This is a genomic window from Arthrobacter sp. MMS18-M83 (assembly GCF_026683955.1).
Classification (GTDB): domain Bacteria; phylum Actinomycetota; class Actinomycetes; order Actinomycetales; family Micrococcaceae; genus Arthrobacter.
In genome coordinates, this window is the sequence record NZ_CP113343.1 from 1,400,481 (window position 1) to 1,423,603 (window position 23,123).

Below are 23,123 nucleotides of genomic sequence, written 5' to 3' on the forward strand. Positions count from 1 at the left end.
CGCCACACCAGCCTACGACATCCAGGGGTGGTTCGGCCCGGCAACCGCCCGTAACAAGGTTGCCGGGCCGAACGGGCGGGCGGGCGGGCGGGCGCGCTAGCGGGCGGACCAGCCGCCGTCCATCGTGTAACTGGCCCCGGTGACCATGCCGGCGTCGTCGGACGCTATCCAGGCGGCCAGCGACGCGACTTCCTCCGGCTCCACCAGTCGCTTCACCGCGGACTCCGTCAGCATGACCTTGGCCAGGACCTCCGATTCGGGGATCCCGTGCAATAAGGCCTGGTCCGCGATCTGGCTTTCGACGAGTGGCGTGCGCACATACCCCGGATTGATGCAGTTGGACGTGACCCCGTACTGGCCGCCTTCTAGGGCCGTCACCTTGCTAAGCCCCTCGAGCCCGTGCTTGGCCGAGACATACGCACTTTTGAACGCGGACGCCCGCAGCCCGTGAACCGAAGAAATGTTGATGATCCTGCCGAACCCGTTGGCGTACATGTGCGGCAATGCGGCCCGGATGAGCAGGAACGGGGCCTCGAGCATGAGGGTCAGGATCCGGCGGAAGTCTGCCGGCTCGAACTCCTCGATGGGAGCGATTTTCTGGATGCCGGCGTTGTTGACCAGGATGTCGCAATCCAGGCTGAGTCCGGCCAGCGCCTCCGTGTCGAGCAAGTCGACAGCCCAGGCGGTGCCGCCGAGCCTATCGGCGAGCGCTGCAGCTCCGGCGGCGTCGACGTCGGCCACCACAACTTTCGCGCCCCGCGCGGCGAGGGCCGTGGCGCATGCCGCCCCGATTCCGCCCGCCCCGCCGGTGACCAAGGCCTTGCGGCCTTCCAAAGTCATGCGCGGGCACCGATCGGCAGGCCGTGGCGAACGGCGTCGGCGTTGTCAACGTCCTCAAGTGCCACCCCGCGGGTCTCCTTGAGCGTCAAGACGACGACGGCGGTGATGGCGCAAGCGATCACCAGGTAGATGGCGGTGGGGAGCCAGGACCCGGTGTCCTTGAGCCACTGGGTCGCCAGCAGCGGGGCCAGCGAACCGGCGAAGATCGAGGTGACCTGCGAGCCAAGCGAGACGCCCGAGTAGCGCATGCGGGTGGGGAAGAGCTCGGTCATGATGGCCGGCTGCCCGGCGTACATGAAGGCGTGCAGGCACAGGCCGATGGTCACGGCGGCAACGATCACCACGGGGTTCTTGGTGTCGAACATGGGGAAGGCGAAGAACGGCCACGTGGCACCGCTTATGGCGCCGATCAGGTAGACGGGCTTGCGTCCCCAACTGTCCGCCAGCCTGCCGATTTGCGGTATGACGATGAAGTGGATGATGTGGGCAATCAGCAAGGCGAGAAGCAGGGACGAGGTGTCGTATTTGTGCACGCTCTTGAGGTAGACGATCGAGAAGCTCACCACGAGGTAGTACATGATGTTTTCGGCGAACCGCAGTCCCATGGCCTGCAGGATGCCCTTGGGGTACTTGCGGATGACTTCGCCGACGCCGTAGCTGACGGCCTGCTCCTTCTCCACCAGGGCCTTCGCCTCAAGGAAGATCGGTGCCTCGGTCACGTGGGTGCGGATGTAGTAGCCCACGAAGACGATCACGGCGGAGAGCCAGAAGGCAACACGCCAGCCCCAGCCAAGGAAGGCCGCGCTGCTGAGCGTGGTGGACATGATGAACAGGACCAGCGTGGCGAGGAGGTTGCCGACTGGAACGGCGGCCTGCGGCCAGCTTGACCAGAAGCCACGCGACTTGCTGGGGCTGTGTTCTGCCACCAGCAGCACCGCGCCGCCCCATTCGCCACCCAGCGCGAAGCCTTGGATGAAGCGGAGCGCCACGAGCATGGCCGGCGCCCAGTAACCGAGGTCGGCGAAGCCGGGGAGGCAACCCATGAGGAAGGTGGAGACACCAACGATCACGATGGTGAGCTGCAGCGTGGGTTTACGGCCGAGCCTGTCGCCGATCTGGCCGAAGACGATGCCGCCCAGGGGCCGGGCCACGAAGCCCACTGCGTATGTCAGGAATGCCTGGATGATGCCGTCAAGCTCGTTGCCGGTGGGCGGGAAGAAGTACTTGCCGAAAACCAGGGTGGCGGCAGTGGCGTACAGGAAGAATTCGTACCATTCCACAACGGTGCCCACCATCGAGGCGGCGACAATCTTCTTTAGTCCTGAGCCTTTGCCTGCTGGGCCGTTGCCAGTTGCGCCTGTTGCCTTGCCCGCGGGGTTCCCGGCGGGCCGGTCGGCGCCTGCTGCGGAGCGTTGTCCTACGCTCATGTCCATCTCCTTAGTGTCCACGCTGACATGTGCTGTGATCCACAACACGAAATGCTCCAATGAGTATTGCCGCACATCATCGGTGCTTCAATGGCCAAAATGGCACTAAGTGTGTGCAGAATTGCAGATATGAATCCAAATCCCGACGACCTGCTGGTCCTCCTCGCAGTATCGCGCTCAGGTAAGTTCACGACGGCGGCCCAAGCCCTTGGATTGAACCACACCACCGTTTCCCGAAGGATCGCCGCGCTGGAGAAGGCGCTCGGCGGCCGGGTCCTCGCCCGGGCCGCAGGGGGCTGGGAAGTCACGGAACTCGGCGCCGAAGCCGTGGGCGTGGCGGAGCGGATCGAAGCTGCGGTGGGCACGCTGGGACCGGAGGACCGCGCACCGGACCCCATTGCCGGCGTCGTACGCATGACCGCAACTGACGGTTTCAGCGCATACATCGCGGCACCGGCCGTGGCGCGCTTGCGGCGATCGCATCCCGGGCTCACCGTCGAGATCATCACCGTGACCCGGCGGGCACTCCAGCAGCGCTCCGGCCTCGACGTGGAGGTGGTGGTGGGCGAACCGCAGGTGCACCGGGCGGAGGCGCTCCTGCTGGGCGAGTACATGCTCGGGATGTATGCCTCGAGGGAGTACCTGGCTTTCCACGGCGTACCCTCCACCGTGGAGGAGCTGACGCAGCACCAGCTGGTCTACTTCGTGGATTCCATGCTTCAAGTGGACGATCTCGACGCCCCTCGCCGGCTTGTCCCGTCCATGCGCGACGGCTTGAGTTCCACCAACGTCTTCGTCCATGTGGAGGCGACGCGCGCCGGGGCCGGCATCGGCTTCCTGCCGTGTTTCATGGCGGACCGGCACCCGGACCTGGTCCGGCTTCTGCCCTCGGACTTCGCGGAGCTACTCCCCTACTGGATGGTCCTGCGGCCGGACTCGATGCGCCGCCCGGCGGTCGCCGCCGTCGTGCATGCCCTCCAGGAGGAGACGGCGGCGCACCGGGAACTGCTACTCGCGCGGCGCTAACGTGCATCGGCGCGCCACGGACCCTCGCTCACATATGAGCCTCCACCGACGGACCCTCACTCACATATGAGCCCAAATGAAGGAACCTTTCTTCAGATCATCTGCAGGAGGATTCGTCGTTTGGCCCGAAGATCTGCAGGAGGATCGGCCGAAAGGGCCTCAAAGGTGAGCGAGCGTCAGGCGGCAGGCAAGGGGTCGTGGCGGATCTGGCCGCCGACGGCGAAGGCCCGGACCCGGGCATCGTCCCAGATGTGCGCGGGAACTGCGCCGCCCAACAGTTTGCGGGCCAGCTGGGGATCGTCACCGAAACGCTCGTGGCTGCCGGCCATGATCATGTTGCCGTACCGGCGTCCCTTGAGCATCGCCGGGTCGGCGATGATCATGGTGTGCTCGAAGGTGTCCGCGATAGTGGCGGCGTCCTCTCGGGCGTTCTTGAGATCCGGAGCGTCTCCGGAATTCACGATATACAGCCCACCCGGAGCAAGCACTCTCTGTGCGTGATCGTTGAATTCCCGGGTTGTGAGCGCCCGCGGAGTGAAGGCTCCGGCAAAGACGTCCCGGATGATGAGGTCACGCGTATCCGGGGTGAGGCTCTCGGTGACCTCCCTCGCTTCACCCACGCGGATTCGAAGCAACGGGGCCTTGGGGAGATCGAACCAGCCGCGCACGTATTCAGCCAGTTTGCCGTCGAGCTCCACCACCACTTGGCGCGCGTCGGGGTAGGCGGCGTGGAAGTACCGCGCCAAGGAACAGGCCCCGCCGCCAAGGTGCAAGGCACGCAGCTTCGGTTTCGACTCGGGGGGCCACTTGGATTCAACCAAAGCCGCGATCCAGCGCATGTACTCAAAGTCCAGGAACAACGGCTCTGCAACATCAATGTGCGAGCTCATCACCCCGTTGATCTTGAGGAGCCAGCCGTTGGAGTTGTCAGGGTCGGCAACGAGTTCGCAGTCGCCAGTATCGATGTAGTAGACGCCTTCCACGGGACCGTCCGGCTTTGTGCCGGCAGGCACCTCGATGACTCCGGCAACCTGCCCGGCGCCCCTGCTTTTGCCCCGCTTTGCCACTACAGCCGCCCTCTTCCGGTCATGCTTCAACCCTAGTTGACGCGGCTGACTTTGCGGTCAGCCCCCGACGGCGGGACGCCCCATCCGGCTCAGCCCCCGACGGCGGGACGCACCATCCGGCTCAGCCCCCGACGGCGGGACGCACCATCCGGCTCAGCCCCCGACGGCGGGACGCACCATCCGGCTCAGCCCCCGACGGCGGGACGCACCATCCGGATCTCCGGCAGTTCGTGCCAATCCGGCGGCAAGAGCTGGCGCGTGCCGTCAGCTTGGAACCCATTCTTGCGGTAGAAGGCCTGGGCGCGGGGGTTGTCTTCAAGCACCCAAAGGTAGGCGGCAGCGTTGCCAATCACGGCGTCCAACAGCGCCTGCCCCACACCCAAACCGTGCACGCGATGCAAGGTGTAGATCACTTGCAGTTGCAGCTCGCAGGGTCGATCCTCATCCTGGGCCTCACCGGCTGACGCGATACCCACCAAGGCGCCGTCGGCGTCGTAGGCGAGCATCGGCTTGTGAGAGCCCGCCAGAGCCTCCCGCTGCCTCTCGATCCGGGTGTTGATAGTGGCTTCCCGGAAGGCGAAGAACTCCTCGGGCAGGAGACGGCCGTAGCTTTCGCGCCAAGCAGCCAAATGCATGCGTGTCAGGGACTCAGCATCGTCCACGGTTGCGGGACGAAGGGTAAATTCCATGGGCACAGCCTAGCGTCACACCACCCGGGCTATGGCGAACCCGTCCCAGCCCTTGGATCCGACTGTTTGGATGGCCGTCGCGTCGAGGCGTGGATCCCTGCCCATCATCTCCAAGGCGTCAACGATTCCCGGAGCATTCACCTCGTCCATTGACGGATCCAGGATGGCGCCTTCCCAGATGACGTTGTCCATCACGATCACCGTGCCCGGCCGCCCGAGCCGGATGGCCCAGTCCAGGTAGTTGGAATCGTTCTCCTTGTCCGCATCAATGAAGACAAAGTCGAACGGCTCATGGCGTGCAGGATCTTCGGCGAGCGCGGCAAGCGTCTCCAACGCGGGACCGATCCTGATATCCACTTTGTGGCCTATCCCGGCCATATCCACGTTGGCACGGGCCACCCTGGCGTGTTCCGGCAGGTATTCGCACGTGACCAGGCGGCCGTCGTCGGGCAGTCCCTGGGCCATCCAAATCGCGCTGAACCCGGCCAGAGTACCGATTTCCAGCACGCGCCGGGCCCCGGACATCTGCACGAGCATCTTGAGCAGCTTGCCCGCGTTGGGCGCCACCTCGATGGGCGGCATCCCGGCGTCGACGGCGGATTGGACCGCGTGCGTGAGCGCCGCGTTTGGGCGGACGACGGCGGCGGACAAGTATTCCTCGACGGCTACCCAAGCGGGCTGGGCCTTGTGTTCAAACATGGCCCCAGTCTGGCACCGGGCACGGGGCGGTGGGAAGGACTGCGGCGCACCCGCCTGAACCCTCGGGCCGGAAGGGGAGCCCTATTCCCCTTCTGCGATCGCCTTTTCCAGCCGCTCGACTTTGCCTGTGAGTTCCCCCGTGTAGCCGGGGCGGATGTCCGCCTTGATCACCAGGGAGACCCGGTTTCCGTATTTGCCCACGGCCTCGGTGGCGCGCTTGACGACGTCGAACACCTCGTCCCACTCGCCTTCGATGGTGGTGAACATCGAGTCCGTTTGGTTGGGGAGTCCAGATTCGCGGACGATCTTCACGGCCTCGGCAACGGCGTCGTGCACCGAGCCATCAACCGATACGGTGCCAGCAGCAGGCTGGCCGGACGGGGCAACTGAGAAGGCAAGCAACATGAATCCAGTCTTTCACGGGCAAGAATGTCACAAAACTATTGGGAGCCCCTCCGTTGCTACTGTGAGCAGCATGGACCGGCCCTTAGAACGCAAGCCACTCAGAGCTGATGCTGCACGCAATGTGGACAAGATCATCACGGCCGCGCGCCAGTGCTTCCGCGAACTGGGCCCCGAGGTTCCGCTGCAGACTATCGCCACCACCGCAGGTGTTGGCCCGGCTACCCTGTTCCGAAACTTCGCTGACAAAGAACAACTCGTCCTCGCCGCACTTTCGCGGCAGCTCAGGCTGACTGTGGATCCCGTCGTGGAAGACGCCCTCGCGGGCATGGATGCCGCCGTCGGGCTCCTTCGGGTGATCGACGCAGTGGTGCAGGTTGCCAGCGAAGACGCGAACCTGCTTGGCGCGGTCGCCGGCCGTCGAGGGCTCCTGGTTGGCATCACTGGCGGCTTGATCGATTCGATGGCTGAGTTGCTTGCCCGTGGCCAGGGCCAGGGTTCGCTGCGCCGGGATATCTCGATCGAGGACATGGTCCGCCTTGTTGCCATGCTGATCGGCGCTGTGGACACCATGGAGCCGGGATCCCGCGCCTGGGAACGGCCGGTTGCCCTCCTTGAGGACGCCATCCGCACCGAACGCCCGTCGCGCCCGCTGCCCGCTCAAACTCCCATTCCGGGAATGACCTTCCAGGAACCAGCGCACGACGACGGCGCGCACCACAGCAGCGGCCGTTAGGAACGCCGGGGGCGGGTCAGCGCCAGCCGAGCAGCCGCAGGCAGGCTGCCGCCGCTGATCCGACGATGACCACCACGAGGAACGGCGCACGGAGCCATAGTGCAATAGCCCCGGCAACCAGGGCGCCGAGCCGCGCGTCGAATGCGAGGGACTGCCCCGACGCCACCGCGTTGACCACGGTGAGGGACGCCAGCAGGCCGATAGTCATGGTGCCCGCCACGCGCATCATCCGGGGACTCCGCAGCAGCTTCGCCGGCACGAAATAGCCCGAGAGCTTGGTGAGGTACGCCAGTCCGCAGGCGATCAGAATCCAGGGCCAGAGATTCATTCGGCGTTCCTTTCCTTGCTGGCCGGGTTCGCCTGGTCCGCGCGTGAACGCTCGTGCGGGTAGGGATCGACGTCGGGCTCCATGCCCTCATCGCTGCGTCCGTGGCTGAACCAGCCGATGGCTCCGGCCACCACGGCAGCCACCAAAATAGGTACGCCGGCCGGAACGAACGGCACCGCAATGATGGTTGCCAGAGCAGCAGCTGCGGCAATCGCCCACGGCTCACGGCCTTTGAGCCGGGGCCACAACAACCCCAGGAACGCAGCGACCGCGGCGCCATCGAGTCCCCACTGCTTGGGATCGCCCAAGGCATCACCTGCCAAAGCTCCGACCGCCGTGAAAATGTTCCAGAGCACGAAGATGCCGACTCCGGCGGTCCAGAAGCCTCGGCGTTGTTCATCCGGATCGCTTTGGCCTGAAGCTGTGGCCGTGGATTCATCGATGGTGATGTGGGCTTGCGGGTATTTGAGCCAACCGCTGGGGCGCAACAGCGCGTTCATCTGCATGCCGTAGATCCCGTTGCGCAGGCCCAGTAGCGCGGCCGCAGTCATAGCCGCAATCCCGGAGCCGCCACCGGCCACGACGCCTATGAAGGCGAATTGCGAGCCGCCGCTGAACATGAGCAGGCTGAATGCCATGGTCTGCCAGAAACTGAATCCTGAGGCCGAGGCCAACGCGCCGAACGAGATGCCATAGAGGCCCGTTGCGATGCTGATGGAGAGGCCGACCTTTACGGCCGGGGAGTCAAGGAGTTTCATACGCCCCGCTTCACTCCAGCCAAGCTCCGTGCCCACAGAATCAGCGGAAGCTGCAGGGGCAGGCGAAGCGTGTGAATCCGCCGTTCGGCCGCGGTCCCTCCGGGTGAGTACGCGCGGCGGAGCGCGTCCACATGGCCGGCCAGGAACGCCGTGAACATCAGGGTTGTGCACCGGGCTGCGGCCTTGCGTGTGGCGGGAATAAGGAGCCCGACGGCGGCGGCCGCCTCGAGCAGTCCGCTCACCGCGATCCATTCCTCCCGGGACATGACCGCCAAAGCGCCGTTCCGTGGTGTGGCTTCCTTGGCATTGGGTTCGCCGTGCCCGGCTGCAGAATCCTCACGGCATAGGTAGTCCGGGACCACCGGAGAGAAGAACTTCGGCTCCTGGAAGTGCTTCTTGGCACTCGCGAACAATAGTGCGCTCAGGGCCGCCGCGGAGATTGTCTGGGTTGTCCGGGCGGACCATGAAAAAGGCATGTATTCATGCAACCACAGCCCCTCCCGGCACAATAAACGGAACGGCGCGCACTGAACCAGCAACTCCACCAGCGTTCAGAGTGTTGAACTGAGTTCAGTATAGTGTTAGCTTCTCTTGGTGGCCTTTATCTGGCAATGTCCACCGCCACAAGCCCGGCCGCCAGCCAGGACAATCGGCCCGGCAAGTGGGTCCGGCTGAAATTCAACGAGGAGTTCCATGCGCATCGCCCGACTACAGACCCCTTCCGGCCCCCAGCACGCAGTGCTGCGCAACGGAAACTGGGATCACATCGAAGATCCTTTTGCCGAGCCCCTCTCTTACACGGGGGAATCCAGTTCTGCCGACGAGGCCGTGCTCTTGGCTCCGGTCCGGCCTTCCGTAGTGCTTGGAATCGGGCACAACCTGGGGAACAACAACCACGTGCTGCCCATCCAAGCCTGGCACAAGTCCGTCCACAGCATCGCCGGCCCTGGTGATGACATTGTGGCCGTACGCGGGGCAGGCACGGTGAACGTGGAAGGCGAGCTGGCTGCCGTCATCGGAAAGCGAGCGGAGAAGCTCACAGCCGAGAACGCCTTGAGCCACATCCTCGGATACACCGTGGTCAACGATGTCACCAACGTGGACCAGAACCAGATCGACGAAAAACTGTTCCAAGGCAAGTCCGGGCCCAATTACACACCGCTGGGGCCGTGGATCGAGACCGACATCGAGGATCCGGACAACGTCAGCACCGAGGTAGTAGTCAACGGCGAAGTCAAGGCCCGCTCCGGTTCCTTCAACCTGCCGTCCTCCATCACGGATTGCCTTGTCTACGTCACTGAATGGCTGACCCTGGAGCCGGGCGACATCATCATGACGGGGGCACCGAACACTTTCGTGGCCGTGCAACCCGGCGACAGGGTGGACATCACGCTGGGCGGCATCGGAACCCTCAGCAACACGGTCATCTGACTCGCAGTTGTTGTCGTTATGGGGCTTCATAACGACAACAACTGCGAGTCAGTTGGGACTTAAAGCTGAGCGAGAACCTGCGCCGGCTTGTTGGTGGTGATCTCGTGGATTCCCAGGCCTTGGCAGAGGGCAACATCGTTTTCCGAATCAACGGTCCACACCCGGAAGCGTCGGCCTGATTCCAGCCAACGCTGTACGGTGCGGGCGTGTTTGCGGACGTAGTCGATACCGGGGCCGGCCAGTCCGACTTCGCAGTCGTCCAGGATCCGTTCGCCTTCCTGCTGGGCAGCCTTCATGACGTTGGCCACTGCTCCCCCGGTGATGACGCCCAAGCCAAGTTCGTCGCGGACTTCTTCCACCGTGACGTCATCCACCAGCTGGCAAATGTGCTCCGCGGGAACGAACTGGAGCAAGTGCTTGACGGAATCCGGGCTGAAACTCATGAAGGAAACGTGGATGTTGTCCAGCATGGACGTCTCCGCGTTCCACCCTTCGCTGCTCAGGAGCTCCAGCACGCGGTCTTCAAGCTTGAGCTGGTATGGGCTGGGGTGTTTGAGCTCAATGGCCAGGCCGATGTCCCTGCCGGCCCCGCGCAGGATTTCCAGCAGTTCAGCGAGCGTCAGCAGCTGCTCCGACTTTGCGCCAAACTGCTCCGGAATCCTGGCCCCCTTCCAGGAGGAGAAGTCGAGTTGGCGCAGCTCTTCCAGCGTCTTTTCAGCCACCGGGCCTGTTCCGTCAGAGGTACGGTCCAGGTTTGCATCGTGGAGCAGGACAACGTGCTGGTCCCGGGTCAGGTGGACATCGCACTCGACCCCGTCGGCGCCGTCGGCGATTGCCTTCAGGTACGCGGCGCGCGTGTGCTCCGCGAAGGCGGCACTGGCTCCCCGGTGGGCGTAGACCATGGGCCGCTGGCTTTGCTCCGTGCTTTGGTCTGGGCGACCAGGCTTGTCATTCGTCATGGGGACACGGTAGCCCACGCCGATGACAGCCACGGGGCTACGCTGGGCACATGCAGGTGAACTCTGAACAAATCCCGGTAACAGGCAGCGCCCTCCCGGGAGAGGCCCCCCGGCACGCAGGCGTCAAGACCGCCTCAACGGTTGCGGCCGGCGTCGGGCAACGGAACGGTGACGCCGAAAAGGCGGCCGCCCTGCGTCGGATGAAGTCGGTGGCGCTGGCGCTCCTGATCGTCATGGCGGTAGTTTTCACAGCCGCTTTCGCCTTGCAAAAGCAGTATCCGTGGATGGAATATGTGCGGGCGGCTGCCGAGGGCGGCATGGTGGGAGCGCTGGCCGACTGGTTCGCCGTCACTGCGCTGTTCAAGTACCCCATGGGCCTCAAAATCCCGCACACGGCCATCATTCCTCGTCGTAAGGACCAGATCGGCGCCTCACTCGGGGAGTTCGTGGAGACAAATTTCCTGTCCGAGCAGGTGGTCCAGGAGAAGCTCGCGAGCGTGGACATCGCCCGGAAAGCCGGCACGTGGCTCGCTTCGCCGGGCGGCGCCGAGCGCGTCGCCAAGGAGGGTTCAGCGCTGATCCGTGGCGCGTTCACCGTGCTGAACGACGACGACGTCCAGGCAGTGATCGAGGGCATGGTCCGCAAGCACCTGCTCACTCCGCCATGGGGACCGCCCGTGGGCCGGATGGCCGAGCGGATCTTTGCCGACGGCCACCACCACAAGCTCGTCGATCTGCTGGTTGACCGCGCGGCGGATTGGGTGGAAGCGAACCACTCGACAGTGAACCGGCTCGTGTCCGACCGTTCTCCCCTCTGGGTTCCGTCCTTCGTGGACGACATCGTGGGCGACCGGGTCTACAACGAAATCGCCAAGTTCGTCCGGGCGGTACAGCAGGATCCCGATCATCAAGTACGCCAATCGATCGATACATACCTCGGCGATCTTGCCCAGGATCTTCAGCACGATCCCGCAATGATTGCCCGGGCCGAGGCAATCAAGACCCAAGTCCTCGGTGATCCCGAGGTCCGCGAGCTTGCCTCCCGCACGTGGGGCACTATCAAGAACGCGCTGCTCACCGCCGTCGACGATCCCGACAGCGAACTGACACAGCGTTTCAAGAGCGCCGTGCGGGACTTCGGTGCGCGGCTTGTCAGCGACGACGAGCTGGCGGGAAAGGTCAATGCCTGGATCGGTGATGCCGCGGGGTACCTCGTGAAAACGTACCGCTCGGACATCGCCGGGGTCATCACGGACACCGTGGCGCGCTGGGATGCCGAAGAAACGTCGCAAAAGATCGAGCTCCAAGTGGGCAAGGACCTGCAGTACATCCGAATCAACGGCACTGTGGTCGGATCATTGGCCGGTCTGGCGATCTTCACCGTGGCGCACCTGGCATTCGGCTGACGGGCGTTCAGCTCACACCAGGGGACATGTCCACCCCTAGCGGCAAGCGATGGACATAATGCCAACATGTCCACTCCACTCAGCCACGAAGGGACATGTCCTACGCGGCGTAGCCAGCTGCAGGAAGGGGACATGTCCACCCCTAGCAGCAAGCGATGGACATAATGCCAACATGTCCACTCCACGCAGCCACGAAGGGACATGTCCCACGCGGCGTGTGCAGTAGGAAGGGACATGTCCACTTTTTAGTGGCCCCGAGGCGCATGTCCACGGGAGAGCGACCCTCAGCCCAGGAAACGGATCCGCTGGCCCGGGCGGGCTTGGCCCAACAAGTCAAGATCCGTGCGGCGCACCACGGCGATCACGGGATAGCCACCCGTCACGGGATGATCAGCCAGGAAAACGGTGGGAAGGCCCGACGGCGGCACCTGCAGTGCGCCGAGCACCATGCCTTCGCTGGGCAGTTCCTCGTGCCGGGTCTGGGTGAGGGGACGGCCCACCAGTCGAGCGCCGATCCTGTTGGAATCAGGCGACAGGGTCCAGTCCTGGCTGACGAGGCGGCGCCATGAGTCGTGGTCGAACCAGTCTGCACGGGGGCCGGGGTCCACGCGGGCAGTGATGGCGCGCCCGGGATCTGGGGCTCGCCGGATAGCGGGGACGGCGGCTACGTTGTTGACCGGCCAAGTCCCCGAACCGTTGCCCACCGAAACACGGCCGATCCCCAACTGCTCCCCCGATGTCAACGGCGCCGGGCCTTCGCCGGAGAGCATGTCCGTGCTGCTTGAGCCGAGGAGTTTGCTCGCATCGATCCCGCCCTGCACAGCCATGTAGTACCGCAGCCCGAACAGCGGGACCCCGAAATCCAGCACCGCGCCCGGAGCCACGCGGACGGCTTGGTTGAGCGGAATCTCGGCACCATTGAGTGTGACGAGCCCCTCCGCGCCCGTCACCGCAACAGTCGACGCCGTGACGAACCGCAAGCGCAGCCCGCCCAGCAATATTTCCAACCCGGCCGCCTCCACAGGATTTCCCACCAGCAGATTGGCGAGGCGAAGAGATTGCCTGTCCAAGGCACCGGAAGGGCTCAGCCCCAACGAAGCCCAGCCCTGCCTGCCGAGATCTTCCACCAAGGTAAGCGGGCCGGGATTCACCACCACAATCGCCATCAGGCCTCCACGAACCGCACCACGTCGCCCGGCCGGATCAGCGCGGGGTCCGCTTTGGACGCATCCCACAATGCCGCCGTCGTGGTTCCGATCAGTTGCCAGCCGCCCGGCGAAGATCGTGGGTAGACGCCGCTGAACTCGCCGGCAAGACCAACAGCGCCGGCCGGCACAGCGGTGCGCGGGGTGTTCCGACGCGGGACGCGGAGCCGCTCATGCGTCGTGACCAGGTACACGAAGCCGGGCGCAAAGCCGGAAAAAGCGGCCGTCCATTCCGAGGACGTGTGAAGCTTGACCACGTCGGCCTCGCTCATCCTGAGGAATTGCGCCGTTTCGGCAAGGTCGGGTCCTCCATAGGACACCTCGATGGTCACTTCCCGGCCCGAGCTGACGCCGTCCTGTGCCGGCTCGGCGGATTCCAGCCAGTCGCAGACCTCCGCGGGACGGATCGCCCCGGGATCGAAGGTGACCAGGACAGTCCGGGCGGCGGGCACGACGTCGATGATCCCCCGCGGTACGGAAAGGCTCGCGGCTGCGCCGGCCCCGGTCAGCCCGCGGTAGTACGCGACGACGGCATTGAGGTCCGGCAGTTCCACCAGGAATGCGCTGTCCCCGCAGGGCAAAAGGGCCCGGACGCCGGCGCCGCCCGAACCTGCGTCGGGCGTACCGGCGCCGCGCGAACCAAGAACCTCAGGCGAAGGATTCAATCTCCACACCAGCTTCCTCAAGGCCGGCGCGCACCGCCGCAGCGAGCTCAACAGCACCAGGGGTATCGCCATGGATGCACAGCGAGTCGGGCTTTACCCGCACCACGGTTCCGTCCACGGCCAGCACCTCGCCCCGCACGGCAAAGCGCACGGCCCGCTCGACTACCGTGGCGGCGTCGTGCACCATTGCGCCTTCCTGCGAGCGCGGCACCAGGGTGCCGTCCGGCATGTAGCCGCGGTCTACGAAAGCCTCCCGGAACACCGGGTGACCGGATTCTTCGGCGAGGCGCAGGAACGCAGAACCCGGCAGGCCAAGGACGGGAAGCCCGGGATCGTAGGCGTGAACGGCGGCAACCACGGCTTCTGCCTGCTCCACGTCGTGGACGATCCTGTTGTAGAGGGCGCCGTGCGGTTTCACGTAGTCCACGGAGGCGCCCACCGCGTGGGCCATGCCGTCCAGGGCGCCGAGCTGGTAGAGGACGTCGCCGAAGAGCTCATCGAAGGACATGTCCATGGCACGACGGCCGAAGCCATGCAGGTCGCGGTAGCCCACATGGGCGCCGACACGGACGTCTAGCTCGAAGGCCGCACGGCAGCTGTCCAGCATGGTCACCGGGTCGCCGGCGTGGAAGCCGCAAGCGACGTTGGCGCTACTGACAATCCGGAACATGGGAGCATCGTTCCCCATGGTCCAGGAGCCGAACGACTCCCCCGAATCAGCATTGAGATCCACTATTTTCCGCCTTCCAGCGCGTTCTGGTGGGCGGCTGGGACCAGCTCGCCCGGGATGGTGTCCGGCATGGGACCGAATGCTTCCCGCGCCGCTGCTGCCACAGCACGCCCCATGACGCGGTTCCCGACTCCGCCCACCACGGCTCCCACGCCGAAAGGCAGCGCGCGGCCGAGGAAAGCGGCGCCTTGGCGCCTGACGAGCCGCTTGAGGAAGGCGCGCTGGATGGCGTCGCGAACCACTCCGAATCCTCCGCCGGGCAGCTTCTTGGTGAGTGTCTTGCCCCAGGCCTGGGTCACGCCTTTGCCTTTACCAAGCGATTGTCCGCTGAGCGCACCCAGCAGGGCGGTGCCCTCCTCGCCGAGCATGATGGCCATGACCATGGTGCGGGCACGGTCCGGATCGGTCAGGCGGATGCCGTGGAGTTCCGCCAGGGAGGCGGCGTAAAGCGCGGTGCCTTCCAGGAAGCCGATAGTTGCCACCGCGGACAGGCCCAGTGAGGCTGCCGTACCGATGCCGGGCACGACGGCGGTTGCCCCCACGGCGGCACCCCCGCCAGTGACCGCGGCGAGGTAGTCGCGCTCCAGTTTGGCGGCCAGCTGCGCCGCGGTGGCCTGCGGGTGCTTGCGCTGCAGACGGCGCAGGTTCGCCAAGACAAGGGGACGCTGCACCTCGACGGCGCGAAGCAGCACATTGTGGACACCGGGCTTGGCTTTGCCGTTGGCGTCGAACACGGCGTTATGGGCGGTTTCCTGCGCAATCTTCACTGCTGGATTGGGTCGCTTGGCCATTCTTCACCTCTGCATTCAGCCGTTGGATTCTTGCGGTAGTTCCTTGGCCTAGCCTAGGCCACGCATCCCCTCCCCGGCGTAGACTTTAAGGCGTTCGCGGGAACAGTCCACCGAAGGACAGGAAGTATCCGGAATGAAGAAGTCAGCAGATCCGAACGACGTCCGCCACCACAGCGACGCCCCTGCCGAAGGGGAAACGGAGGGCTGGGTGTCCCACGATACCGGCCTTCATAGCCAGGAACCTGCCGAAGGGCCGGATACTGACGACGCCCCGGCGTAACCGCGTTCAGCCCGCGAAATCCGGGGCGCAAAATGGTTTCGCACGGAGTGCTCGTCTCTCCGGGGGATACCCAACCGGGACAATTGTTGGCGCGTGTCCTTGAGGAACTGCGCGCTTTGGAGAAGCACGACGCCGCGAGCTTCCGTGCCGTCCGCCGCAAAGTCTCCGCAGAAATCTCCACTTTGGACGCCGCCGTCGTCTTCGGTCTCGCCGAAGGCCTAGTGGAAGCCGGCTTTGAGTGGGAGGGATGGGAGTTCATCAATGCCCATCGGGCGGCTTTCGCCGAACTCACGGCGGCCCGGCTTGAACACCTAGGAGAAGGCATCGCCACTTGGGGCCAGGCCGATGCCTTCGCCACCGTCTTGGTGGGACCCGCGTGGCGCGAAGGGCTCATCTCGGACGCCGATGTCGACCGCTGGGCACGTAGCCCGGACCATTGGTGGCGGCGCCTAGCGCTTGTTTCCACCACTGTGCTCAACACCAGGTCGCGGTGGGGAACCGGTGATACGCAACGCACGCTCGCCGTCGTCGGCATCTTGATCAATGATCGCGACGACCCAGTGGTCAAGGCGGTCAGCTGGGCGTTGCGGTCCTTGGTGCCGTGGGATCCGCGCGCCGTCCGAACCTTCCTGGAATCGCATGAGACCGAGCTCGCCGCCCGAGTGAAGCGCGAGGTGCGGACCAAGCTCGAGACTGGACTGAAATCGCGCCGGCGCAGCGTCCATGGCACTGATCTTTCCAAATGAAGCGTCCACTGTTCCGTGACCGGTTGGTGGGCCCACTCCGGCGAGGGCCCCGGCCTGAGCTTGCGAAGGGTGGGAGCCGGAGGGGATGGCGGCCATGCATATAGCCTTCATCTGTTTGCCGGCGTCGGGCCATGTGAACCCGACCTTGCCAGTGGTTGCAGAGCTGGTCCAGCGTGGCCACCGGGTCACCTATGCCACGTCGCCGAAGTACGCGAAGGCGGTTGAATCTGCCGGCGCCGCATTCTTTCCCAGCGGAGAAGATCTTGCGACGTTCCTCCCCCGACGCGTAGGTTCCGCTGATGACGGTCCGGCACCGTCACCCATGGCGGGGATGTTTGCCGGAATGGGGTCCGGGATGATGTCGGGACTGCTGGAGCGGATTCTTGAGGGCGCGAAGAAGGAATTCCCCACGCTGCTGGCCCGCCTCGAGGAGGACCCGCCCGACGGGGTCTGCTACGACTCCATGACCTTGTCGGGCAAGATGGCGGCCGCGAAGCTGGCCTTGCCAGATATTGCGTTGCTTCCGAGCTATGCCACCAATGAGCATTTCTCGATGAGGGACCTTATGCCGGCTCCGCCGTCGGCTGACATGCTCGAAGCCTGGAAACAGGTGGGCCAGCGGATCCATGATTTCGCCGCCGAACAGGGGGTGGGCCATCTGCAATTCATGGGAGGTCCCCCTGCATCGTTGAACATCTCCTTCATCCCGAGGGAATTCCAGCCCTCGGGAGAGACTTTCGATGCCAGGTTCCACTTCGTGGGCCCCTGCCTCGGTCCGCGGGGAAACGAGGAGGCCTGGCGGCCCCGGGCCGAGGACTCGCCGCTGCTGTTTGTCTCATTGGGCACCACCCCGTTGAATGACCGGCCGGATTTTTTCAGGATGTGCATCGAAGGATTTGCGGGCACCCCATGGCAGGTAGCCATGGCGATCGGAGACCGGGTCGAGAAGTCCGAGCTTGGGGATATCCCGGAAAACTTTGAGGTACGGCCCGTCTTTCCGCAGTTGCAAGTCCTGAGCCATGCCAACGCATTCCTCTCCCACACCGGGATGAATTCGACCATGGAGGCGCTGTACTTTGCGGTGCCGTTGGTGGCCTTCCCGCTGCAGCCGGAACAGCAGGCCAACGCGCGCCGGGTGGAGGACTTGGGACTCGGCCGCCGCCTCCCTCTTGAAGGGCTTACTCCCGAACTGATTCGGGAAACGGTCATTGAAGTCAGCGAGGATCCGGCGATTCGGGGCAACCTCGACGCAATGGGGGCGCGCGTCCGCGGTTCCGGAGGAGCACCCGCAGCTGCCGACGCAATCGAGGACTTCCTGCGCGGCCCCGCGGTCCGCCTTCCGGCGTCGCCCAGCCCTGTGTAGCGTGTAGCCAACACCCGCGCAACGCACGCCAGGAAGGACACCCTCACATGGCCGCTGGATCCAAGGAAGACCCCTGGACGCTCACCACACCGCCCGGTTCCTCCGACTACACGATGTATCGGGATGAGGCGGGAGACCCGCCGGCACTCGTCTGCCAAGTGGGCTCCACCACCCTCAAATACCATTTGAGCGCCATCGAAGACCTGCATGCGTGGCTACTCCAGCAAGGAGATTGGGTGCCACTCGGGGCCGCCGACGAGAACAAGCCTGCCGCGGAAGGCCGTTTTGGCATGTACATGCCACCGCTCCTGGAGGCTCTTGGCCTCGCCGAACTGACCCATGAGAAACGGAACAACAGCATGCGGGGCATAGCACGTTAGTAGGGAGCAACTCAGGCGGGGTTCGACGACGGCGCAGGGCCGCCGTCGTCGTGCACGCTCCCAGGCTATGTCGCCGAGTGAGCTCCCGGCGAATCATCCGTTGCGATAGCCCCGCGCGATCAGCTTTCCGCCGAGCCTGCTTCGCAGAGGACCCGCCCGACGGGTACCCCAGCATGTGGCCTTCCGAACGCGCGGCTTGGCCGCAGTTTGGCTCACCTGAGCACCCCTTGGGAGGTGGGCGTGAAAACGTTTTGTACGTTGCTGAACTGATCGTTTGTAAGGATTCCCTGGGTCATGACGGGGTTGAGGATCTGACCTGTGAAGCCCTCTCCGAGACGCACAGCCCCGGAAGTGGAGGGAAGGCGGCTTTGGGTCGAGGTTGCGGCCGTGGTCCAGGTTGTAGTGGTACCTCCCGAGGTCACGGTAATGCGCAACTGTTGGTTGACCTTGTCATAAACAGCGCAAATGAACATCCAGGCATTGTCCGACTGTGGCCAGGTCTGGACCTGTTCCAGCGTGTTGGCCGTGGTCCAGGTATCCAGTTCGGGCGAGCCCTTTGGATCCAGCCGCAGTGCCCCGCCCAGGGCCCCGCTATCGGCAACCTGCGCTATCAGCGACTGGGTTGTTCCACCTGCTATTTTTGCGGGGCAGAACCATCCTGAGACGCTGAAGCTCTCCACCGTATTCACTGCGGGCGACGCCGTCTCCCCGAACTGGCCTGGTGCCCCATTCAGTTGAAGGGCATTCATCTTGGTACTCCCGGGGTACCCCGAGCTCACATCTCCCTGACAAGAACCGGTGGCAATGGGCGTGCCGCGGGTTTGGGTAGCAACAGGCACCCAACTCCCTCCGCTCGGTGCGGTGATCGGCAGCACGGTAGTGGGAGTGGGCATGGCGTTTGCCACGCTGAACCGGTAGGAGGTCGGATAACTAACATTGCCGGCGTAGTCGAACGCCCAAACGCTGATAAAAGTGAAGTAATCAACAGATCCCACCGTCGCTGTCGCTTTCCGTCCATCGGCCGGACAGACCACCACAAATTGCGCGACCCGTGGGGTATCGCAGCTGACGTTGACTGGGTATGAGGAGACCGGAGCGCTGGAAACCGAGTAAATAAAGCCCTTCGCCGGATACGTGCCCGGCTCATTGATAGTGAACTCGTATTGACCGACACCAACAGTCCCTCCGCCATTGACCGTACCCCAGTCACTCCCAGCGAAGGTCGTGATGGTCGTGGGCGGCGTGATGACCGGCGTCGCCGGCGGCATGAGTTGGCCCATGAAGCAGCCCGAAACATCCGCAATCAGGTCGGTGGAACCGCCGGACCGGTTGAACAACGTCACCTTCCCGTCAGCGCCCACCGGCACCGTCACAGAATTCGCCACCGTCTGACCAACACCAAAATTCACATTCGACGCATTCGGACGCTCAGTCCCGGAAGCAAACGCACTGGTGAACCCGAACGACCGCGGCCCCGTCACCGTCAACCTGGAACGACACAGGCGCATCAGCACCCACAGCCGAACCGCCACGGGTATCCAGGGCGCGGAACGGTGAAAGCGACACAAATGTGCCAGGGTCCACCGGTTCCGTTGGACCGCGCATTGCAACAGATGCCGGGGAATTCTCTGGAACGTGAGCGGAAGCTGGGAGAGCTGAAATCCCGATGGAGGCGAGCAGTCCAAGCAGGACAGCGAAAACAGCCAAGAACTTTAATCCGCGCACGCGCAAGAGACCCCCAATTTGCCCCGACGGCATGGATCACCGTCATTTTTGCGACAATTTACCAGAATCGAGTTCGATCCATCCCTGCACTCTCTGGACTGTGCGCTGCTGCGCCATTTGGAATTCAGCCGTTGGGATAGGCCTGCGCGATCAGCTTCCCGCGGAGCACAGCCATCTGGGCGTACATGTCGTGGACCAGGTAGAGATCACGACGCCGGGTCCACGACTGGCCGGACTCGGGATCGTAGGTGCCCGGCATGTCGATGTCCTCGGGAGCGAAAGCGTCCATGCCGCGATCCCGGGTCGTCTGGACACAGCGCTTGATATGGTCCCGGAATCCGACGACCCCGGCGATCCCGGCGGGAAGGCCTGCACGCCGGCTCTTGACCTGGGCGGCGACCCCGTCCGTGCTCAGGTAGACGATGGTTCCATCAGCCGAAATGACCGGCTCAATCGAGGTGACATCGCTCATGTGGTACTTGGAGTCGAGGAACCGGGCGATTTCCCACTGGGCGTAGACCGGAACGTTGCGTTGAGCCCGCAGTTTGGCCACGGTGTCCGCAAGGGCTTCGTTGACGGGACCCGGCTCGTAAAGCACCCGGCTGGGATCTCCGCCACCTGCCGGCCGACGGTTGCCGAAGCCATAGGCAATGATGAAGTCGATGCCGTCCACGGGCTTGGTGGGCGGATGCCAGTTGAACCCGATGTCCTCAATGTGAGGCTCCATGATCGCCGCGGTGGCCCGGTCGTCTAGCTCACGTTCCAGCGCGGCCAACATGGTCCGCGTGAGCTTGGCATCCTTTTCTTGCTCGGAAGAGTCCGCGAGGGCGGGGGCAGCGCTGATCAGGGGTGCTGCGGCGGTCAGCAAGGCAGCGGAGGCAAATGTCCGTCGATCCATGGGAGGGGTCCTTTCCAGAGAGGTCCCCGGAACCGTATCGACGTCCCGTGAATCAGGAATGAACCACTCACGAATAGCGATCCACATCAATGCCATCAGAACTGCTCCAAGTAACCGCCGTTTCCAGCCTGAAAACGGCGGTTACGGAGCAATTGATGGGCTAAACCCGCGCGCCTCCGATCACAGGGAGTCCCGCCGTCGGGAAGAGGCTCGGGAAGACCGACGGCGCAGGGACCGGCACCGCGTCGAGCGGCACGGTGACGCTTTCGACGCCGACGACGACCCGCTGCCCGCGCACGCTGAGCTCCAAAGGTGCGGGGACCTCCAAAGGCGCGGCACCGGCGTCGGGCGCTGAACCTGAATCCGCAACCAGCGCAAGGCTGATGGACCCCGGGCGCAGCTCGACGGACAACAGCCGTCCACGGATCTTGAGCCGGAAGGACAGGCTGTCCCACTCGGCTGGCAGCCGCGGATCGAAGTGCAGGACCTGGCCCTGGTCCCGCATGCCCGCGAAACCGCACACCAAGGAACTCCAGATGCCACCGGTGGACGCAATGTGCACGCCGTCGACCGTGTTGTGGTGTGTGTTGTCCAGGTCGATGAACAAGGCCTCGGTGAAGTGCTTGAGCGCGACGTCGGAATAGCCCACCTCGGCCGCCATGATGCCCTGCACGCAGGCGGACAAAGTGGAGTCGCCGGTGGTGATCGGATCGTAGAAGTCGAAGGCGCGCTGCTTTTCCTCGGCCGTGAAGTCCTGCCATTGAAGAAACATCGCCAGCACGGTGTCCGCCTGCTTGAGGACTTGGTGCCGGTAGATCACCAGCGGGTGGAAGTTGAGCAGCAGCGGGTACTTGGACCGCGGCGTGGACCAGTCCCACGGCTCCAGGGTCATGAAGTCGTTGTCCTGGCTGTAGATCTCCATGTGCGGATCGTAGGGAAGGGACATGCGAGCGGCGGCCTGTTGCCACACCATCCGCTCGGTTTCCGGGACGTCAGGATGTTCCAGGGCCGCGGCAGCACGCAGGTTAAAGCGGGCCATGACGTTGGTGTAGAGGTTGTCGTTGACCACAGCCGTGTACTCATCCGGGCCGGTGACGCCGTGGATGTGGAACATCCCGTCCTTGCCGAAGAAGCCCAGCGAAGCCCACATGCGTGCCGTCTCGATCAACAGGTCGGCGCCCACCTCGGTGCGGAAGCCGGCGTCGCCACTGGCCCATTGGTAGCGGTTGGCGGCGAAGGAGATGGCGGCGGCGATGTGGAACTGCGCGGTGCCGGCGGCGTAGTAGGCGCTGGCCTCGAGCCCGTTGATGGTGCGCCACGGGAAGAGAGCTCCGTCCACGCTCAGTTCCTTGGCCCGGATCCGGGCGTCGGGCAGCATGGCATGGCGCGACTCCAGGACCTGCCGGGCAGCTGACGGGTTGGTGTACGTCAGATACGGCAGCAGGTACACCTCCTGGTCCCAGAAGTAATGACCTTCGTAGCCGGAGCCGCTGACTCCCTTGGCGGGGATGCCCGCGACGCCGGCACGCGCGGTGGCCTGGGCAAGCTGGAACAAGCTCCAGCGCACGGCCTGCTGCAGTTCGGGCTGGCCACCAATAGTGATGTCCGCGGTAGACCAGTAGTCGCGGTAGTGCGCAGCGCCTTCGGCCAGGATCGTGTTGAACGGCACGAGCCCCAGTTCAGCATCCGATGCCAGCATCTCGCCTGGCTCTGCCACGCTTGCGTCTGCGCCGTTCACGACGTAGCTGACGATCTTCTCCAGGCGGAAGGTCTCGCCCTCGCTCACTGCCATGACGTAACGGACCGTGGACTCGTCCTCCCCCACCACGGTTTCGAACGGTTGGCCTTCTGCGGAGATCCAGTGGTCCACGGCCATGCCGATGCGCTGCCGGGATTCCGCGGTTTCCCACGCCAGGCGCAGGGAACCGTCCGAACCCTGGAGGTGGAGCGGGCGCAATACCCGGCCGGCGTGGCGGCCTGCGCGGCGGGGGTCGTGGGCCGAGTGGTCGTCCACAGGCTGGTCCTGCCGGTTGATCACCAAGGACGTGATGTCCGCAGACACCAGGCGGTCCGCGGAGAGGCTCAGCTCGATGCCAAGGGAACCCCTGGATTCGATCCCGACGGCGCGACGCTCCACCGTGGTGACGGTGGCCCCGGAACGGCATTCCCAAGTGATGCCGCATTCGTACACGCCCGTGGCGAAGTCGATGCTGCGCCGGTAGTTCTGCACCGTGGACTCGGCGAGGCTCAGTTGCTCACCGTCGACCACAACGTTGAAGTTGTTGGCATCGGGAACGTAGACAATCCTTTGTCCGGTGCGCGCGAAGCCGTAGGCGTTCTCGGCGTGCTTGATATCCCAGGTTTCGTGGAAACCGTTGATGAACGTGCCGGGGAGTCCGGCGTCCGCCCCCGCCCAGTGGGCGCCGCGGATGCCCAGGTGGCCGTTGCCGAGGCTGAAAAGGGTTTCGAGCGTGCCGGCGTCACCGGGAACGTGGATGCTCTCCACGAGCTTCCACGGTTCACAAGGGAAGCGCAGCCGATCAGAGCTGATGAGTGCCATGGACTGTTGGGT

Annotated in this window: 25 protein-coding genes; 8 read left to right on the top strand and 17 right to left on the bottom strand. The window is 64.5% G+C overall.

The features are described 5' to 3' along the window. Positions 1-96: 96 nt before the first annotated feature. Positions 97-840 (bottom strand): 3-hydroxybutyrate dehydrogenase, encoded by a 744-nt coding sequence (locus OW521_RS06565; protein ID WP_268023927.1) that lies wholly within the window; start codon positions 838-840, stop codon positions 97-99. Then, the gene (locus tag OW521_RS06570) at positions 837-2,267 is read right to left on the bottom strand and encodes an MFS transporter (RefSeq protein WP_326494009.1); all 1,431 of its coding nucleotides are present in this window, start codon (positions 2,265-2,267) and stop codon (positions 837-839) included. Before OW521_RS06570 ends, OW521_RS06565 begins: the two co-directional genes overlap by 4 nt. Positions 2,268-2,396: 129 nt before the next feature. On the opposite strand from OW521_RS06570, the gene OW521_RS06575 reads away from it, so the two are divergent. Beyond that, complete coding sequence (locus OW521_RS06575; protein ID WP_268023929.1) at positions 2,397-3,293, top strand: LysR family transcriptional regulator; 897 nt, start codon at positions 2,397-2,399, stop codon at positions 3,291-3,293. A 176-nt stretch (positions 3,294-3,469) separates the two neighbouring features. Here OW521_RS06575 and OW521_RS06580 read toward each other — a convergent pair whose 3' ends face one another. The 4 genes from OW521_RS06580 to OW521_RS06595 form a co-directional block, all read right to left on the bottom strand. After that, complete coding sequence (locus tag OW521_RS06580; RefSeq protein WP_268023931.1) at positions 3,470-4,360, bottom strand: spermidine synthase; 891 nt, start codon at positions 4,358-4,360, stop codon at positions 3,470-3,472. A gap of 185 nt (positions 4,361-4,545) precedes the next feature. Next, positions 4,546-5,049 (bottom strand): GNAT family N-acetyltransferase, encoded by a 504-nt coding sequence (locus tag OW521_RS06585; protein ID WP_268023933.1) that lies wholly within the window; start codon positions 5,047-5,049, stop codon positions 4,546-4,548. A gap of 15 nt (positions 5,050-5,064) precedes the next feature. Beyond that, positions 5,065-5,748, bottom strand: coding sequence for an O-methyltransferase (locus OW521_RS06590; protein WP_268023935.1), 684 nt, complete (start codon positions 5,746-5,748; stop codon positions 5,065-5,067). Between the two features lie 81 nt (positions 5,749-5,829). Then, positions 5,830-6,153 carry a thiamine-binding protein gene (locus OW521_RS06595; RefSeq protein ID WP_268023937.1) on the bottom strand — a complete coding sequence of 108 codons (324 nt, stop codon included), beginning with the start codon at positions 6,151-6,153 and terminating at the stop codon, positions 5,830-5,832. 70 nt (positions 6,154-6,223) lie between these two features. On the opposite strand from OW521_RS06595, the gene OW521_RS06600 reads away from it, so the two are divergent. Continuing rightward, complete coding sequence (locus OW521_RS06600) at positions 6,224-6,886, top strand: TetR/AcrR family transcriptional regulator (protein ID WP_268023939.1); 663 nt, start codon at positions 6,224-6,226, stop codon at positions 6,884-6,886. Between the two features lie 16 nt (positions 6,887-6,902). Here the strand turns inward: OW521_RS06600 and OW521_RS06605 are convergent, their stop codons facing one another. The 3 genes from OW521_RS06605 to OW521_RS06615 are packed head-to-tail and all read right to left on the bottom strand — an operon-like array spanning position 6,903 to position 8,448. Further along, a complete protein-coding gene (locus OW521_RS06605) occupies positions 6,903-7,214 on the bottom strand; it encodes an AzlD domain-containing protein (protein WP_265980764.1) in 312 nt (103 codons plus the stop codon). Beyond that, positions 7,211-7,972 (bottom strand): AzlC family ABC transporter permease, encoded by a 762-nt coding sequence (locus tag OW521_RS06610; protein WP_268023942.1) that lies wholly within the window; start codon positions 7,970-7,972, stop codon positions 7,211-7,213. Before OW521_RS06610 ends, OW521_RS06605 begins: the two co-directional genes overlap by 4 nt. After that, positions 7,969-8,448 carry a DoxX family protein gene (locus OW521_RS06615; protein ID WP_268023943.1) on the bottom strand — a complete coding sequence of 160 codons (480 nt, stop codon included), beginning with the start codon at positions 8,446-8,448 and terminating at the stop codon, positions 7,969-7,971. Before OW521_RS06615 ends, OW521_RS06610 begins: the two co-directional genes overlap by 4 nt. Before the next feature lie 217 nt (positions 8,449-8,665). Here OW521_RS06615 and OW521_RS06620 point away from each other — a divergent pair, with 217 nt between their 5' ends. Further along, a complete protein-coding gene (locus OW521_RS06620; RefSeq protein WP_268023944.1) occupies positions 8,666-9,403 on the top strand; it encodes a fumarylacetoacetate hydrolase family protein in 738 nt (245 codons plus the stop codon). A 59-nt stretch (positions 9,404-9,462) separates the two neighbouring features. On the opposite strand, the gene OW521_RS06625 is transcribed toward OW521_RS06620, so the two are convergent. Beyond that, positions 9,463-10,305, bottom strand: coding sequence for a glycerophosphodiester phosphodiesterase (locus OW521_RS06625; protein WP_268023946.1), 843 nt, complete (start codon positions 10,303-10,305; stop codon positions 9,463-9,465). A 257-nt stretch (positions 10,306-10,562) separates the two neighbouring features. Here OW521_RS06625 and OW521_RS06630 point away from each other — a divergent pair, with 257 nt between their 5' ends. After that, positions 10,563-11,768 carry a DUF445 domain-containing protein gene (locus OW521_RS06630; RefSeq protein ID WP_268025727.1) on the top strand — a complete coding sequence of 402 codons (1,206 nt, stop codon included), beginning with the start codon at positions 10,563-10,565 and terminating at the stop codon, positions 11,766-11,768. A 284-nt stretch (positions 11,769-12,052) separates the two neighbouring features. Here OW521_RS06630 and OW521_RS06635 read toward each other — a convergent pair whose 3' ends face one another. Genes OW521_RS06635 through OW521_RS06650 form a run of 4 tightly spaced genes read right to left on the bottom strand, consistent with a single transcriptional unit; the run spans position 12,053 to position 15,159 of the window. Then, positions 12,053-12,934, bottom strand: coding sequence for a biotin-dependent carboxyltransferase family protein (locus OW521_RS06635; RefSeq protein WP_268023948.1), 882 nt, complete (start codon positions 12,932-12,934; stop codon positions 12,053-12,055). After that, entirely contained in the window at positions 12,934-13,638 is a 705-nt protein-coding gene (gene pxpB / locus OW521_RS06640) for a 5-oxoprolinase subunit PxpB (protein WP_268023950.1), read from the bottom strand. Before pxpB ends, OW521_RS06635 begins: the two co-directional genes overlap by 1 nt. Next, positions 13,622-14,371 (bottom strand): LamB/YcsF family protein, encoded by a 750-nt coding sequence (locus tag OW521_RS06645; RefSeq protein ID WP_268023953.1) that lies wholly within the window; start codon positions 14,369-14,371, stop codon positions 13,622-13,624. The genes pxpB and OW521_RS06645 overlap by 17 nt, the downstream gene beginning before the upstream one ends. Further along, entirely contained in the window at positions 14,371-15,159 is a 789-nt protein-coding gene (locus OW521_RS06650; protein WP_268023955.1) for a hypothetical protein, read from the bottom strand. Before OW521_RS06650 ends, OW521_RS06645 begins: the two co-directional genes overlap by 1 nt. 133 nt (positions 15,160-15,292) lie before the next feature. Here OW521_RS06650 and OW521_RS06655 point away from each other — a divergent pair, with 133 nt between their 5' ends. From OW521_RS06655 to OW521_RS06670, 4 genes are all read left to right on the top strand, one after another. Next, positions 15,293-15,439, top strand: a complete 147-nt coding sequence (locus OW521_RS06655; RefSeq protein WP_268023956.1) for a hypothetical protein — start codon at positions 15,293-15,295, stop codon at positions 15,437-15,439. 32 nt (positions 15,440-15,471) lie between these two features. Further along, complete coding sequence (locus OW521_RS06660) at positions 15,472-16,185, top strand: DNA alkylation repair protein (RefSeq protein WP_268023958.1); 714 nt, start codon at positions 15,472-15,474, stop codon at positions 16,183-16,185. 94 nt (positions 16,186-16,279) lie between these two features. Beyond that, entirely contained in the window at positions 16,280-17,548 is a 1,269-nt protein-coding gene (locus OW521_RS06665; protein ID WP_268023960.1) for a macrolide family glycosyltransferase, read from the top strand. A gap of 47 nt (positions 17,549-17,595) precedes the next feature. Next, positions 17,596-17,928 (top strand): DUF6855 family protein, encoded by a 333-nt coding sequence (locus tag OW521_RS06670; RefSeq protein WP_268023962.1) that lies wholly within the window; start codon positions 17,596-17,598, stop codon positions 17,926-17,928. 212 nt (positions 17,929-18,140) lie between these two features. Here OW521_RS06670 and OW521_RS06675 read toward each other — a convergent pair whose 3' ends face one another. The 3 genes from OW521_RS06675 to OW521_RS06685 all read right to left on the bottom strand — a co-directional run bounded on the left by OW521_RS06675 (position 18,141) and on the right by OW521_RS06685 (position 23,111). Beyond that, a complete protein-coding gene (locus OW521_RS06675) occupies positions 18,141-19,460 on the bottom strand; it encodes a hypothetical protein (protein WP_268023964.1) in 1,320 nt (439 codons plus the stop codon). Between the two features lie 317 nt (positions 19,461-19,777). After that, a complete protein-coding gene (locus tag OW521_RS06680; protein WP_268023966.1) occupies positions 19,778-20,551 on the bottom strand; it encodes a hypothetical protein in 774 nt (257 codons plus the stop codon). A 160-nt stretch (positions 20,552-20,711) separates the two neighbouring features. Beyond that, positions 20,712-23,111 carry a glycoside hydrolase family 65 protein gene (locus OW521_RS06685; RefSeq protein ID WP_268023967.1) on the bottom strand — a complete coding sequence of 800 codons (2,400 nt, stop codon included), beginning with the start codon at positions 23,109-23,111 and terminating at the stop codon, positions 20,712-20,714. Between the last annotated feature and the right edge of the window lie 12 nt (positions 23,112-23,123).

What these genes read in the sequence shown, in the direction of transcription:
- OW521_RS06565 (WP_268023927.1), bottom strand. Translation starts at nt 840, where the DNA reads ATGACTTTGGAAGGCCGCAAGGCCTTGGTCACCGGCGGGGCGGGCGGA.
- OW521_RS06570 (WP_326494009.1), bottom strand. Translation starts at nt 2,267, where the DNA reads ATGAGCGTAGGACAACGCTCCGCAGCAGGCGCCGACCGGCCCGCCGGG.
- OW521_RS06575 (WP_268023929.1), top strand. Translation starts at nt 2,397, where the DNA reads ATGAATCCAAATCCCGACGACCTGCTGGTCCTCCTCGCAGTATCGCGC.
- OW521_RS06585 (WP_268023933.1), bottom strand. Translation starts at nt 5,049, where the DNA reads ATGGAATTTACCCTTCGTCCCGCAACCGTGGACGATGCTGAGTCCCTG.
- OW521_RS06590 (WP_268023935.1), bottom strand. Translation starts at nt 5,748, where the DNA reads ATGTTTGAACACAAGGCCCAGCCCGCTTGGGTAGCCGTCGAGGAATAC.
- OW521_RS06595 (WP_268023937.1), bottom strand. Translation starts at nt 6,153, where the DNA reads ATGTTGCTTGCCTTCTCAGTTGCCCCGTCCGGCCAGCCTGCTGCTGGC.
- OW521_RS06600 (WP_268023939.1), top strand. Translation starts at nt 6,224, where the DNA reads ATGGACCGGCCCTTAGAACGCAAGCCACTCAGAGCTGATGCTGCACGC.
- OW521_RS06605 (WP_265980764.1), bottom strand. Translation starts at nt 7,214, where the DNA reads ATGAATCTCTGGCCCTGGATTCTGATCGCCTGCGGACTGGCGTACCTC.
- OW521_RS06610 (WP_268023942.1), bottom strand. Translation starts at nt 7,972, where the DNA reads ATGAAACTCCTTGACTCCCCGGCCGTAAAGGTCGGCCTCTCCATCAGC.
- OW521_RS06615 (WP_268023943.1), bottom strand. Translation starts at nt 8,448, where the DNA reads ATGCCTTTTTCATGGTCCGCCCGGACAACCCAGACAATCTCCGCGGCG.
- OW521_RS06620 (WP_268023944.1), top strand. Translation starts at nt 8,666, where the DNA reads ATGCGCATCGCCCGACTACAGACCCCTTCCGGCCCCCAGCACGCAGTG.
- OW521_RS06625 (WP_268023946.1), bottom strand. Translation starts at nt 10,305, where the DNA reads ATGGTCTACGCCCACCGGGGAGCCAGTGCCGCCTTCGCGGAGCACACG.
- OW521_RS06630 (WP_268025727.1), top strand. Translation starts at nt 10,563, where the DNA reads ATGAAGTCGGTGGCGCTGGCGCTCCTGATCGTCATGGCGGTAGTTTTC.
- OW521_RS06635 (WP_268023948.1), bottom strand. Translation starts at nt 12,934, where the DNA reads ATGGCGATTGTGGTGGTGAATCCCGGCCCGCTTACCTTGGTGGAAGAT.
- OW521_RS06650 (WP_268023955.1), bottom strand. Translation starts at nt 15,159, where the DNA reads ATGGCCAAGCGACCCAATCCAGCAGTGAAGATTGCGCAGGAAACCGCC.
- OW521_RS06655 (WP_268023956.1), top strand. Translation starts at nt 15,293, where the DNA reads ATGAAGAAGTCAGCAGATCCGAACGACGTCCGCCACCACAGCGACGCC.
- OW521_RS06660 (WP_268023958.1), top strand. Translation starts at nt 15,472, where the DNA reads ATGGTTTCGCACGGAGTGCTCGTCTCTCCGGGGGATACCCAACCGGGA.
- OW521_RS06665 (WP_268023960.1), top strand. Translation starts at nt 16,280, where the DNA reads ATGCATATAGCCTTCATCTGTTTGCCGGCGTCGGGCCATGTGAACCCG.
- OW521_RS06670 (WP_268023962.1), top strand. Translation starts at nt 17,596, where the DNA reads ATGGCCGCTGGATCCAAGGAAGACCCCTGGACGCTCACCACACCGCCC.
- OW521_RS06680 (WP_268023966.1), bottom strand. Translation starts at nt 20,551, where the DNA reads ATGGATCGACGGACATTTGCCTCCGCTGCCTTGCTGACCGCCGCAGCA.
- OW521_RS06685 (WP_268023967.1), bottom strand. Translation starts at nt 23,111, where the DNA reads ATGGCACTCATCAGCTCTGATCGGCTGCGCTTCCCTTGTGAACCGTGG.